At 57.6% G+C, this 12,190-nt stretch carries 13 protein-coding genes; all 13 read right to left on the minus strand.

The features are described from left to right. Positions 1 to 3: 3 nt before the first annotated feature. The 13 genes from QBL02_RS13000 to QBL02_RS13060 all read right to left on the minus strand — a co-directional run bounded on the left by QBL02_RS13000 (position 4) and on the right by QBL02_RS13060 (position 12,184). Entirely contained in the window at positions 4 to 1,485 is a 1,482-nt protein-coding gene (locus QBL02_RS13000; protein WP_282726850.1) for a hypothetical protein, read from the minus strand. Next, on the minus strand, positions 1,485 to 2,426 hold the full coding sequence (locus QBL02_RS13005) for a hypothetical protein (RefSeq protein ID WP_282726851.1): 942 nt from the start codon (positions 2,424 to 2,426) through the stop codon (positions 1,485 to 1,487). Before QBL02_RS13005 ends, QBL02_RS13000 begins: the two co-directional genes overlap by 1 nt. Next, positions 2,423 to 4,741, minus strand: a complete 2,319-nt coding sequence (locus QBL02_RS13010) for a tape measure protein (RefSeq protein WP_282726852.1) — start codon at positions 4,739 to 4,741, stop codon at positions 2,423 to 2,425. The genes QBL02_RS13005 and QBL02_RS13010 overlap by 4 nt, the downstream gene beginning before the upstream one ends. A 423-nt stretch (positions 4,742 to 5,164) precedes the next feature. After that, positions 5,165 to 5,503, minus strand: a complete 339-nt coding sequence (locus QBL02_RS13015) for a hypothetical protein (protein ID WP_282726853.1) — start codon at positions 5,501 to 5,503, stop codon at positions 5,165 to 5,167. Between the two features lie 75 nt (positions 5,504 to 5,578). Continuing rightward, the gene (locus QBL02_RS13020; protein WP_282726854.1) at positions 5,579 to 6,433 is read right to left on the minus strand and encodes a hypothetical protein; all 855 of its coding nucleotides are present in this window, start codon (positions 6,431 to 6,433) and stop codon (positions 5,579 to 5,581) included. A gap of 61 nt (positions 6,434 to 6,494) precedes the next feature. Then, positions 6,495 to 6,884, minus strand: coding sequence for a hypothetical protein (locus QBL02_RS13025; protein WP_282726855.1), 390 nt, complete (start codon positions 6,882 to 6,884; stop codon positions 6,495 to 6,497). A 310-nt stretch (positions 6,885 to 7,194) separates the two neighbouring features. After that, complete coding sequence (locus QBL02_RS13030; RefSeq protein WP_282726856.1) at positions 7,195 to 7,524, minus strand: hypothetical protein; 330 nt, start codon at positions 7,522 to 7,524, stop codon at positions 7,195 to 7,197. Continuing rightward, a complete protein-coding gene (locus tag QBL02_RS13035) occupies positions 7,521 to 8,090 on the minus strand; it encodes a hypothetical protein (RefSeq protein WP_282726857.1) in 570 nt (189 codons plus the stop codon). Before QBL02_RS13035 ends, QBL02_RS13030 begins: the two co-directional genes overlap by 4 nt. A gap of 14 nt (positions 8,091 to 8,104) precedes the next feature. Beyond that, positions 8,105 to 8,335 carry a hypothetical protein gene (locus QBL02_RS13040; protein ID WP_282726858.1) on the minus strand — a complete coding sequence of 77 codons (231 nt, stop codon included), beginning with the start codon at positions 8,333 to 8,335 and terminating at the stop codon, positions 8,105 to 8,107. A 2-nt stretch (positions 8,336 to 8,337) separates the two neighbouring features. Beyond that, positions 8,338 to 9,294 carry a major capsid protein gene (locus tag QBL02_RS13045; RefSeq protein ID WP_282726859.1) on the minus strand — a complete coding sequence of 319 codons (957 nt, stop codon included), beginning with the start codon at positions 9,292 to 9,294 and terminating at the stop codon, positions 8,338 to 8,340. Between the two features lie 3 nt (positions 9,295 to 9,297). Continuing rightward, entirely contained in the window at positions 9,298 to 9,792 is a 495-nt protein-coding gene (locus QBL02_RS13050; protein ID WP_282726860.1) for a hypothetical protein, read from the minus strand. Between the two features lie 74 nt (positions 9,793 to 9,866). Further along, the gene (locus QBL02_RS13055) at positions 9,867 to 10,688 is read right to left on the minus strand and encodes a hypothetical protein (protein WP_282726861.1); all 822 of its coding nucleotides are present in this window, start codon (positions 10,686 to 10,688) and stop codon (positions 9,867 to 9,869) included. After that, positions 10,688 to 12,184 carry a phage portal protein gene (locus QBL02_RS13060; RefSeq protein ID WP_282726862.1) on the minus strand — a complete coding sequence of 499 codons (1,497 nt, stop codon included), beginning with the start codon at positions 12,182 to 12,184 and terminating at the stop codon, positions 10,688 to 10,690. Before QBL02_RS13060 ends, QBL02_RS13055 begins: the two co-directional genes overlap by 1 nt. Positions 12,185 to 12,190 lie beyond the last annotated feature (6 nt).

The raw sequence follows: 12,190 nt of genomic DNA on the forward strand, positions 1-12,190 counted from the left end.
CATTTACCTTTCAGACGTGGTGCGTCGTTGATGAGAGGCAAGTGCACGCATCGCGCGAGCGGCAGCCTCATCATTTGTTGCGACCTCGGAACCGACATACGGGAGCACCCTCAACCCCTCGGTCTTCGAGAGTGAGATAGTGACGCGCTCCACACGTTTTTCGAACTCGATCCAGCCAAGATCGATTGTGACTTTCTGCCCCAACCGATACCCGGCCTCGCCGCCGTAGTAAATCTCCCCAGATTCGCGGAGCGTCACCGAGATGGAGGTCTCCGGGCCGGACTCGTTCAGATAGCGGGCGCCTTGCTGGTCGAAGTAGCGGCGTGCGGTCTGCTTGTAACCGTCTGGCACCTGATCGTCCACGAAGTATTCACGTGGAGCACCGTCATAGCCGGTGTTGTTGATCGCGGTGAGTTTCGCACCGGTCGCATCCTTGAACGTTTCAATAACACGGCCATACGATTCGCGGTCCGCGTTTCGGCGTTCCTGGAAGAGACGCGCATGCTGTTCGCCCGGCCCGCCGAGGATGATCCTCGATCCGGAATGCTCACTCACTGACCAGTCGCCGTCAACGACCGTGCCAGCAGTCACCGACAACGGAACCGGATAGGGTGTTTCGCCCATCCGGTAGCCGAGCCTCACCCCATATGAGCCGATACCGATGTCGCCGTCGGCATAGAAGTTGAATGAACGATCGTCATGCTCGTCAGCCCAGTCCTGAAACGCGTTCGCGACCTCCCGCAACGTTTGAAACCTTGGCGATATGCCAGGGAAACTCTCCACCCAAGGAACAGGGTCTACCGGACGCTCCCACGATGCCGCAGCTTCGTCAGACACCACCTTGAATGGGGCACCAAACGAAGAAGACACCATGTTCATGTGTGAATCCGCAGAGAACAAAGTCGCGCGCTTGTAGCCGACCCGAGCAAGGTTCAGTTGCATGAGGGTCCCGATGAACGCCCCCACCGTTTGTGGTTTCGTGATCCCCCACGCAAGCGGATCATCAGCATAGAAGAACGGGATCGTCCACATATAGTGGCCAGGGTCAAGCCAAGGGTCCGGGAAAGCTTGCGCGTAATCCTTCACCGTCCCGGCAGGTTCGATACTGCCGCTCGAATAGATGCCGCCAAAACTTCCCGCCAGCGTGATCGGCTTTGGTGCCACCCATGCGAGCGTATGGTCAAGCACCTCGGTTTCCTCGCGAGCGAACACCGTCACCGGTGAGTCCTCGGCAACACCGCCCTGACGCAAATACACATGCCCCATGAACTCAACACGGCCACGGAACATCACCCGCACCGCACACCCGTCACGCATCAGCAACTCACGGACAGGTGAATCCGCGGCGACCGACATTTCGAAAAGGCCAGCCTGCTTCCGGTAGCGATCCAATGTCGCATAGATCGGGTCACCAACCGTTCCCCAATCCTCCTGATAGTCAGGAGACGCCAACTGAATCACCAACGAGTCATTCAAAATAGCCATCAGATAGCCCTCCAATAACGAGGCCGATACGTGAGCGTCGCGCGGCCTGCACCGATCATCGACAAGAGCACGACCATGCTCTGAGTTGAAACGTTCGCTGCCACAGGGAAAAACTTCCGTGTAGCCAACTGCGCGGTCACGTTCGTGCCACCAGAAGTGGCAGAAGATGCGCGAAGCATCGCCGCCTGCGATCGGGGGTCGAAATCAATCACCAGTTTCTGCGCGGCAGACACGTTCACCGCGCCAGTCACCTCGCCCGGATCAAACAACGGCGCTACACGGAAACCAGACGCCGGCCCCTGCACAGTAAGCACCGGCCACACGTCCACGTCACCGGCCACCGTCAACGCAGTCGAACCGTCCTGGCTGCCAGCAGAAATATTGAACGAAGGTGCACCATTCCCAAAGAACAGCGCACCAGACGGTTCAGCAGCAGTCGCCGCGACTTGCTCTGGCCCCAACCAGAACGGATCATCCGCAACCAGGCCGATACCAAGAGCAGATGCGAACTCTGTCGGGTCGAGGCGGTACACCGAATCTGATGGGTCTAGAAAGACAGCGAGTTCACGCCAGGAGCCGTCTGGAGCATGCACGCGCCAGAAGGCTTCCCGATCCGGGCTCAAGCATGACCACAAGAACCCCTGAATAGTTGTCCATTCCGCCCCTCGCGCATTGATGACCACTGGAAGAAAGGCGGACCTTTCAACCGCTTTCGTTCCGGTTCGTCGCCTGCCCGGGCTGCGCGGTGTCTCGCTTGCAAACACCTCAGCTTTCGGGTGTCCCATGCCCTCAATGCCGCGATCAAGCACTGTCGCGCCAGCGGTTGTCTCTACCGTCACTCCAGCCGCGTTTTCGATGCGGCAGATGCCATCGGTGAGATCCCACACAACAAATCGAGATTGTTGAAATGGGTGCGGCATTCGCAACTCGTGACGGATCATTTGATATTCCTCGTTCCGTAAGCTGCTTGGGCGCGCCGAGCCTTATGGGTGATTACTTCGCCAACATGGTCTGGATCGCCGTAGACGTTTCCTTGAACGACAACTTGCACACCTGCCGCGGCAGCTTGTGCACCCTCTCCTGGCACACTCACTAGATGATCAACTGCGGTATCGATCCGTGCAGAAATTGCTTGGTCTTCGATGCCTGCGAGCAGGCCCAGCCCAACCATTTTTCCGACCTGATCACGAAACACACGCGACGGCGAGTGAATACCCAGAAATGACTTCACTCCATCGAGCATCTTCCCGCCGACGTCTTGTACCGCGTTTACTGCGTTGGAGACCATGGAAGAGACGCCATCGATGAGTCCCTGGATAATGTTCTTGCCGAAATCGGCCATCTTCCCAGGTATCGCCTTGATGGAGTTCCAGATACCAGGCCAGACCTCGCCGAGCTTGTGAAATAGTTTCGGCAGTACCGTCCCGAGCCCGATAACCAGGCCCATGAATAGTTGCACTGCAGCTGATACAAGTGTCGAGACGAGACCAATGAGTGCTTGCACAATAACCGGGATCATGCCGATGAGCGCCATGATGAGGTCAGGCAGAATCACTGGTATCGCCTCGATAAGAGACGTGAATAGCGTGATCGCTGCATCCAATATCAACGGGATGGATTCAACAAGCGCACCTACAACGGCGAGCAAAGTGTCAAAGATCCCGGTAATGAGCTGCGGCAAGATCACCGGCAACGCTTGGAGCAGGCCGGTAAACAGTTGCACAGCGCCTTCAACGAGAACGGGGATCATCCCGATGAGAGTGGTGATGAGCACTGGAATCAGTCCCACAACAGCCGTCACGATTTCCGGTATTGCCTGAGCGATTCCCAGGACAAGTCCAAGGAAAAGCTGAAGGGCGCCATCAATGATTTGCGGGAGCGCATTGGCGAGCGCCGCAACGACAAGCGGGATCGCCGTCACGATTGCATCGATGATCTGCGGAATCGCTTCAACCAGAGCGTTGATGATCTGTGGAAGGACTGTGCTGAGAGACTGCACCAGCCCCATAAACAGCTGCACTCCTCCCTCGATGAGTGCCGGAAGCATCCCAATGAGTGCAGTCAGCAGCATTGGGATAAGCCCGAGGACTGATTCAACGATTCCTGGCAACGCTTCAAGGAGCCCTGTGGCGAGTCCGAGGAATAGTGTCGCGGCGCCAGCGATCAGGGCTGGCGCATGTTGTTGAAGCGCCCCAACGATCTGTTCCACAAGGCCGGTAGCGGATTCCACAATCTGTGGCACTCCGGCAATCATTCCCTCGATGAGCGATGTCGCAATACCGAGGCCGGCCTCAACCATCGACCCTTTGTTGGAGAAGGCTTGGCCGATAACATCGCCGATATTCAGCGAGTCAATGAAGGAGAGGAACCGTTCGCCCATTCCTTCGATCTGGAACATGCCGCCGAGCTTTTCTTGCACCCAATCGACGACTGGTCCGATTCGCTCAGCAATTCCGTCGAAGATGGTTGTCATCTCGTTGAAGAATGTTTTCGCTCCGTCTAGTCCATCTCCGATAAACACCAACCCGAGTCGCGACAGTGAAGCCATGAGATTGGCGAGGGCGCCACGTGTCGTGTTCCCGGATTCGAGCGCAGCGCCGCCCAGGTTCTTCTCCAGTGCTGCGCGGAAACGCTCTGCATCTACCTCTCCGCGGGACACCATTTTGGACATCTCTTCCGCGGTCACGCCGTATTCGTCAGCGAGCATCTGCATGATCGGAATGCCACGTTCAGTGAGCCGGTTGAGGTCCTCCATTTGGGCTTTGCCCTTGGCCTGGACCTTGTTGATGATGGAGCCCATCTCCTCCATCGAAACGCCAGCGATCGTCGCTGCGTCGGCAGTGAGCCGCAAATACTTCTCAAGCTCCTGGCCAGGTTTGATCCCGGATGCAACCGCTGCTGCAGCGGTGGTAGCTGCAGCATCCAGACCAAACGCGGTGCCTTTCACCGAAGCAAGCGCGTCTTTCATAATCGTTTCGACTGATTGGGTGTCGTGGCCGAGACCCTTGAGCTTTGCTTGCGCGTCTTCAATGTTCAGTGCGCGAGAAATGCCCCCGCCAACGGCAAGAGCGCCAACCGCGGCGACCATTCCGGTAACGGCAAGCGCCCCGGCTTTTGCCCAACCGCCAATCTTCTTGAAAAAGGAGGTGCCGGTTTTTTCCGCCCCAGCAAATGCGGCACTCGCGTCATTCTCGACCGCTTTTCCGATGCCCTTGGTGGATGGCATGATTTCTACATAAAGAACGCCTTCGCTCATCGCGGCTCCTTATCTCGGGCGGCAACAAGCTCGCGGTTTATGTGGCAGGTATGCCAAGTCGCATCTGCAGCCGCTCAAGGCGCGCCTGATGCTCAGGGTCTTGCCGGACAGGCGCGTTCTCCCGCGGTTGTTCCCATGGACGTTTCACTGGCTGCGGGGACGGCTGGTTCTTGCCCCGATTCATCAGCGCTTTCACGTCCAGCTCGTTGTAAAAGAAAAATTCCTCGGCAGACGGGACGTAGGACCAGCCTTGAGTTGACGCGAAGGTATGCGACATGTGATCGTTCATCAGCCCCGTTACAAGTGAGGCGAGCTGCTGCCATGTGAGTTCTTGACGGTCAATACGCTCGACCCCAAAACCAAACCGCGCCCGAAAGTCATATTCGAGCGCGGCACGGTGATGGAAATAGATAGCGGTAACCGTCAGTGCTGTTTTGGGTCGTAGCCCGCAATCTCCTGAGATTTCTGCACCCAGTGTTCAAGCACTCCCTTGAACTGGTTCCGGTCGAGCCGCGCCAGCTGGCGGGTCGCGTCTGGGTAGGAGTCAGCGAGCGTTTGAATGAAGAACGACCAGGCAGAAGCAACTTCACTCTCTGTAAGGTCTCGGGCTTGCTGGAACTTGTCCCAGAAGATCCCAAATGCCGACATAATGCCCATCGGCACTCCGTCGTCGCCGAGTACAGGAAGCTGGAACAGCACTTTGCCTTTGCTGCCAAAGTCGATGAACCGAGTTTCAAGCTCGGAATTGTCTAGTTCAAACATGGTGCAACCTTTCGTGTGCAACCTTTGGGTAGAACCCTGGGGCAAGGAGGTTGCGCCTCGCCCCAGGGGGTTTAACTAGAGCTTCGTAACAACCACGCCTGGCGTTGTGCCACCTGTCAGTGCAGAAGTGGCCTGCACGTTAACGGCGTTCGTGAAAGTCAGAGTCTTGGTCGCGGTGCCAGTGACGGCGGCGGTCGATCCGGTCACTCCGGAGAGTCCGTTCACCGCTGCAGTGATGGTCGCGTTGTCGGCATCATGCGCAATTTCAGGGGTGGCGAAGCCGTCGACGATGAGGCGGTAGGTGCCGCCACTTGGAGAACCTGACACCGCCACCGTCCACCCGGTAGCGTCCGAGTTCTCGCCGGCAGAAGCCAAGCCCCATGCTTTGAACATGTACGGTGCTGCGGCACTTCCCTTAAACGTGCGGAACGTCATGCCGAGCGCGAGCAGGGTTGTCCGGTTAAACGTCACGCCTTCCCGCTCGCTGATCTGAACATTTGGGTAGTGAATGACAATCGGACGGTCAAGCTGGTCTACACCGACAGTGACAATGTCGTATCGCTTGTTCGCGGCCGCAGTAGTAACTGTGATCGAACCATCAGCGGCTACAGCGACGTCAAAGTAAGTTTCCGTGGTTGTCTTGTTCCCCTCAAGCGCGGCAAACGCAAGCGCCCAGAAACCCGGCGCAGACTCTGCAACAATCGGGTCACCGTTGTGCCCGGTGAGCTCAGTCGTATCGCCAGCGTTTGGGGTGAGGCTAAAGCCGTCGTCGGAGTAGTAGCCAACGATCGATGCGACGCTTTGCGGCACCCAGGTTGCGCTCGTTGGAATATCGGTCGTGCCGGATTCGCGAACAAAGATCGCGCCGGTCTTGATGAGTCTTGCCATTGCGGCATCGTTGTTTGTGTCAACATACGAGGGCTTGCTCATGGTGAGCCTCCTGCAAAAGGAAAAGCCCCCGCATCTGCGAGGGCGAATGGATAAATATGGGTTAGGAAGTAACCACCCAGATGAGTGATCCTTCGTGGTACTCGAACCCTGAATCGTCTTTTACGACACGAGGCCCGATAGGCGATTCGAAACCAACCACACTCGTCAACTCGATGGGTGCGCGCTGAAGCTCATAGAGCACAAGCGACATGATTCGGAACGATTCAGGCGTGTCAGCGGTGCCGTTCTCGCGTTCACACCAGGACTCCAAGAGCACTGTGCAAGCACGCGATATTGGTGTCTCGAGACGCTGGTATTCAGTGTCGATTACGACCTGAAGCGGTTTGCCTGACTGCTTTGTGCGAGTGAAAACAATTCCGGCAAGCGAGGGACGTGAACGCAGATACTGGAGCGCTTGAAGCGTTTGATCTGGCCAGTTAACTGGGATCATACGCGGAACCTCGCAAGCGTTGCCTGTAGCGCCTTACGCCGATCCATTCTGGTTCCAGACCCTGTTTTCGAGCCTTTGTCCCCGTCCTGGTTTCGTCTGGAGTCTCGGTCCTCTGCGATGACCACTGCGAAGCGTCCGGCTGGGCCATATGAGCGCGTCACATAGGCTTTCTGCCCGTCTGAAGCAGCGGACTCGGCCGCAGCGAAGATTTTGTCTTCAAACGAGTTACCAGTGGTGTCCAGGAGAACCGCTTCACGGATTGCTTTGTGGTTCCTGCTGCCCCGAGCAGTCGGGAACTTTACTCTGATTTTCATCTGGCCTCCTTCGCCAGTTTCACCACAAAATGGATTGCCCATGACGACGACCGCGCCCAGACGTTAACTTCTCCATCAATCTCATATTCCACCCCACGGACAATTGCGCGATCAGTCGGACGCAGATCAGGGCGTACTGGTAGGTCTCGGACATAAACCGCGCCACCAGCGATGACCTTGTTGCGGCCAACTTCGCTTGGTTCTGACGGATTGTTTGGAGAAAACTTCCCAAACCAAGTGATGTGGTCGGAAAACACACCGGGAATCGGGTCGCCGTACACATCGGCTTCATCCGCTGCGCGCTGAATCGTGATCTGTTCGCTCATGCCGATTGCACCCACACATTCGGGATCTTCACCTTGAACGACTGAGCTACCGCAAGATCATCCGGCGCAAGCCTGGTAGAACCTCCCTGCGCCCAAGTCGCGTACGTGTATTGATCCGTGAACGGCCCGGTTGTTTCGCTGTACTGGGTGACACCCTCGGCAGCATTGGGGTTGATACTCAACACCTGCCGCGCAACGTCAGCGATCGTCAACCGCACAAGATCAGGCACGTCGCCGCCATGCGAGTAATCGACAATCACGAAACTGTGCGAGCGTCGTGGAACGGTCAACCATTGGCCAAGCAGCGTGTGTGGCACGGTCCGCCCGGTATCATCTCGCACCGAATGCACTTCGGCCACTTTGCGTTGCCGGAGGTACACACGGCCGCCATTAACTTTCAGACGAACCGTAGACCGCCCCTCGGTGAATTGCTGCCCGGAAGCGGAGCGGAACAACTCTGAAGCTTTGTCCAGAATTGCTCCGACCCGCGCTTCTTCGTCCGGGGTGAGGTCACGACCGAAGATCTTCTTTACGTCTTCTTTATCGGCAAGCGTCTCTAAAGTCATGCCCTCACCTCAATTCACTGTTTCTCGGTAACGGTCTGCTCGCCGGTATCGAGGTTGCGGCAAATCTCCACGACCGTGCCATCTGGCCGAGTCGCTTCGAACGTTTCGTAACGGGACTGATCCTCGCCTTCAGTTGCGGGCTCCACCTCGGGAGCCTCAACCTCGGGTGTCGGTTCAGTAGCTGGCACTTCCGCAACCTCTTCAGTTGCGGGCTCCACCTCGGGAGCCTTCTTCGGGCGAGCCACGATCAGCCGTTCAGAACGCCGGTGAGTCGAGCCGCAGCCTTGCCGCCAAACACGGCGACACCGGTGTAGAACTCGATACGGGTACGGTAAGCAGGCTTGGTCTCAAGCTCGCCCAGATCGGTCACCTGGACGCCACCGTTGGTGAGGCCGGTCACAGCCTGATCGCCCTCGTCCTGGCCGAACTTCACCGCGTAGATCGAAGATGCCAGCGAAGAGCTACCCTGGGTTTCGTTCTGCGGAATGATCGCAGCACCAGCAGCGGTTGAGCCTGCATCGAGGATCGGGATACCGTTCCAGACCACGGTGCGCTTGCCGTTCGCGTCCTTCTCCACAAACACATCAGCCGAGATGTGTCGTGCAGCTGACTTGATCTTGCCGATCAGAGTCGAGTTTGCGTACAGGGCACCGTTCCCGCCGTCGAGGCCTGGCACCGCGGCCACGAGCTCATCAAGCTTGTCGAAGAATGCGTGGATGTCCTTGGCGGAGTCTCCAACGATCGGGAGACCGTTGGCCGCGCCGGTGATGACCTGTGCGCCGGTGAGGCGCTTCTTCAGCCCGTCGAAGCTCTTTGGGTCGACATCGGTATCGCCGTTGAAGAAGGTCTCCTGGAACTTGTATGAAGCAGCTTTAGTCTTCATCGCTGTCTGCACTGCGCGCTGGTCGTTCAGGTCACCGCGAGTCTTCACGATGAACTTGTCGACGTCCGCATCGCCGCCCAGAATCACGAGCGATTCGGTCTTCTGATTGACCGTACCGGTGGACTCCTGGTAGCCCTCGTTCACGCCACGGAACGCGACGCCTGGAAGAGTGCCCTCTTCGTTGTAGGCGTATGCGTTGCCCTGGATGGTGAGGAACGGGATACGGTCCAGCACTGGTGAGGACTGCACGAACGTCTCGATGACGCCGCGCTGCAGGTAGGTCTGAGACAGCTTGGCTGCCTCTGGAAGTGTGATAGCCATGAGCTACCCCTTTCGTTGTGGTTCGTAGCCGGCACGGAGCGACCCCATACCGGGCAAGGTTTCTTCGAGTTCGTCAGCAGCGTCGATGTCTTCACCACGGTTCCCGCCGCTGGCGTCGGTGGCGACCTTGGGCTTAGCTGGGATGAGCGCAAGGAGCTCGTCCGCGTGGGACTCGAGTTCTTCCTTTGTGCTTCCCCGGAGGGCAGACGCTGGTACACCCTTGGCGTTAGCAATCTCGGCGACGAGTTTGGCGGCAGTGTCCTGCGCTTCGCGCTCTGACTTCCACTTCTCAGCGGCCTCAGCGCGCGCAATCGCCTTCTCGAGTTCAGTCTTCTGAGCCTCTTCATATTCATCGAGGCGAGTGGCCTTCTCGCGAAGTTCAGCGTTCTTTGCCTTGGTCGCTTCGTATGCTTTGACCAACGGGTGATCGGCTGGCAGCTGCACAGGATCGGTGACCTGTTCGGTTTCGGTCTGTGTCTGCTGTTGTTGCTCTGACATTTCAGTTACTCCCAGTTCGGGTATAAAAAAACCTCCACGTTTGTGGAGGCCGTTCCTGCAGGAGTGCAGGTGGTTTAGTTGAGCGCGTCGATTTCTGATCGGCGCGTGAATTTATGGTCACGCCAGGAAAGCGTGGGCCCGTATTCGCTGCGCTCTCGGCTAATAATCAGATCGGTGTAATCCGAAAGCAGGTTTCCTCTGGAGTCGGTCTTGCCGATTCCCAAGTCGCGCGCTGCGGCTTCTGATTTACCGACATGCAAAGCGATCGCATCATGTGTCAGATCCAGAAGGGCAGGATCAATCACCTGCACGTCTGGGTTCCAGCCGGCGGGCAACGTGTCTACGGAACAATCGCAGCCAGGATGGATCGGCATCAGATCGCCTCGGTGATACCGCTGCGTGGAAGCAATCACACAGAGTGCGCAATTCTCTCGCCCAGTGAGCACCCGCCTGTACGCTTCCACGCCAGCCGAAGCCAACGAGCGGTCAGCTTGCCGAACCTTCGCCATTTGCAGGTCAGTGGATACGAGTGACCCCAGCCGGTCGAGTCCAGCGGATACCGCCTCTGCGAGGGGTTTACCTTCGGAGAGTTTCGTATAGACCGTGTGCGCTGGGCGCCGGTATACCTCGTCTGCTGCGATTCCGCGACCGCCAGTAACCAGACGTTGGTCCACCGCAGCGGTCGCACCGACGTATCGGAAATGGGCGGCAGTGAGGTTCGCAACCTGGATCTGTCCGGCTTGAACACGAGGAACGACCATCTTCACGAGCTGCTCGATTTCACGGTCGCGGTAGGAACCTAGAGAGTTCCAAGCCGTATTCGTGAACATCAATAGCCGGCTACGCACCTGTTCGGTGGCAGCTTGATAAGCGAGCAGCCTTGCGCTCTCGCTCACTACCGTTCCTCCATGCCTAGCGCTTCACGCTCTGGCAACCGCAGAGCCACCGGTGTTGCGCCGGTGAATTCGATGTCCTCCAACCCAAGTTTCTGCGCGGCAGACTCTGGCGAGACACCGGAACGTACGGCTTTGCCGAGCGCGTCAAATGTCTGGTTCATCGCCGCCTGATCTTGGCCTGGCTTTTCACTTTCACCACCGGTGAGCGTGAGAACTTCCAAGCGTTCGGCGGCAAGATCGGTTTCCATCTCGCGGAACTGATCCTCGGACATGCCCCAAATATTTCGTGCGATCCACCGACGGGAGAGTGTGCCGCTGGCCTGAGACGATGCTTGCGCTTTCTCGTTCCAAGACACATACGCTGGCGGTGCGAAATCTATCTCCACCGTGTCCGAAGTGTCGACACCGTATTCGCGGAGCGCGTCAACGATTGCGCCTTCCATCGCGGGACGGAACAAACTGATTCGTTTTTCTGCCTTCGCGATTTCACCCTCTTTCGCGTTCATCGCGCCCTCGGCCGACTGATTTTGCGAGTCCGACATGAACGCTGACATCGGGGTGCCAGTCACGCCGCAGTATTCGCGCACATCATTCTCTTCGCCTTTGAGCATCGCCATGATGCCAGCAGAGCCGTCAGAGAGTTCTTTGATGGTCACGCCAGGTGGAAGTTCCCAGATCGCGCCCGGGGCGGCCTCGAAAGTCGTGGAGTAATCGATCGCATTGCCGTCAAAGTCTTCTTCTGGCAGGTCACCCTCGATGACTCGTTGACGCCACGCTTGCATTGCTTCAGTCGCGAGACGTTGCAACTTCTTCGTGTTGATGCGATCTATCACGTCTCGATTAGCGGTGACCTCTGCTTCGCGATGCTCATTCTCGAGCACCTGAACCGGAACGCCACCATGAATTTCCGTGATGCCGAGCGATACCCACCCATGTTCCTGCAACGAGCGCAGACGATTGTATTGATCCTTCGACGGACGGGAAAAACGTTGCTCAAGTCCAGGCACCCAGACAGTGGCATAGTCCATCCCGATTACAGGATCGCGCCACGCTTTGAGCGCCGCAATCGCCCGCCACGGCTGCAACGGGTCAGCAAGAGTGATCATCTGCTCAGGGCGTTCAGAAGTAGGAACTGGGCGGCCACTCGTCGTTTGAGTCAAAATGTACCCATAGCCGGTTGCGATGGAGTTCCAGATCGCGTCTTCGAACACCATGCCAAGCCGATTATCACGCCAGTAACGGCGGGCCACATCCGCGACAGACTCATTCGCAATTCGAATACCTACTGGCCGAATGCGACCCACGAGCGACTGACAAGTGCGGCCGCCGTAGTTTGTGCGGGCCTTCTTCTGGAAAGCGACCCACGATTCGCGAAGGTTGTCACCCATCTCAGGAAGCGGAGCATCACCGTTCACATACCGGCGAGAGAGCTTCACCTCTGGAAGCCGTTTGTTGAGCCGTTTCATGAGAATCGGAAGGTACTCTTCTGGTGTCACAGCACA

Source organism: Leucobacter sp. UT-8R-CII-1-4 (assembly GCF_030010235.1).
Lineage (GTDB): Bacteria > Actinomycetota > Actinomycetes > Actinomycetales > Microbacteriaceae > Leucobacter.

Bases quoted from the DNA above. Each gene is read 5' to 3' on its own strand.
- QBL02_RS13030 (WP_282726856.1), bottom strand. From the start codon at position 7,524: ATGAGCGAACAGATCACGATTCAGCGCGCAGCGGATGAAGCCGATGTG.
- QBL02_RS13020 (WP_282726854.1), bottom strand. From the start codon at position 6,433: ATGAGCAAGCCCTCGTATGTTGACACAAACAACGATGCCGCAATGGCA.
- QBL02_RS13025 (WP_282726855.1), bottom strand. From the start codon at position 6,884: ATGATCCCAGTTAACTGGCCAGATCAAACGCTTCAAGCGCTCCAGTAT.
- QBL02_RS13050 (WP_282726860.1), bottom strand. From the start codon at position 9,792: ATGTCAGAGCAACAACAGCAGACACAGACCGAAACCGAACAGGTCACC.
- QBL02_RS13005 (WP_282726851.1), bottom strand. From the start codon at position 2,426: ATGATCCGTCACGAGTTGCGAATGCCGCACCCATTTCAACAATCTCGA.
- QBL02_RS13035 (WP_282726857.1), bottom strand. From the start codon at position 8,090: ATGACTTTAGAGACGCTTGCCGATAAAGAAGACGTAAAGAAGATCTTC.
- QBL02_RS13010 (WP_282726852.1), bottom strand. From the start codon at position 4,741: ATGAGCGAAGGCGTTCTTTATGTAGAAATCATGCCATCCACCAAGGGC.
- QBL02_RS13015 (WP_282726853.1), bottom strand. From the start codon at position 5,503: ATGTTTGAACTAGACAATTCCGAGCTTGAAACTCGGTTCATCGACTTT.
- QBL02_RS13000 (WP_282726850.1), bottom strand. From the start codon at position 1,485: ATGGCTATTTTGAATGACTCGTTGGTGATTCAGTTGGCGTCTCCTGAC.
- QBL02_RS13045 (WP_282726859.1), bottom strand. From the start codon at position 9,294: ATGGCTATCACACTTCCAGAGGCAGCCAAGCTGTCTCAGACCTACCTG.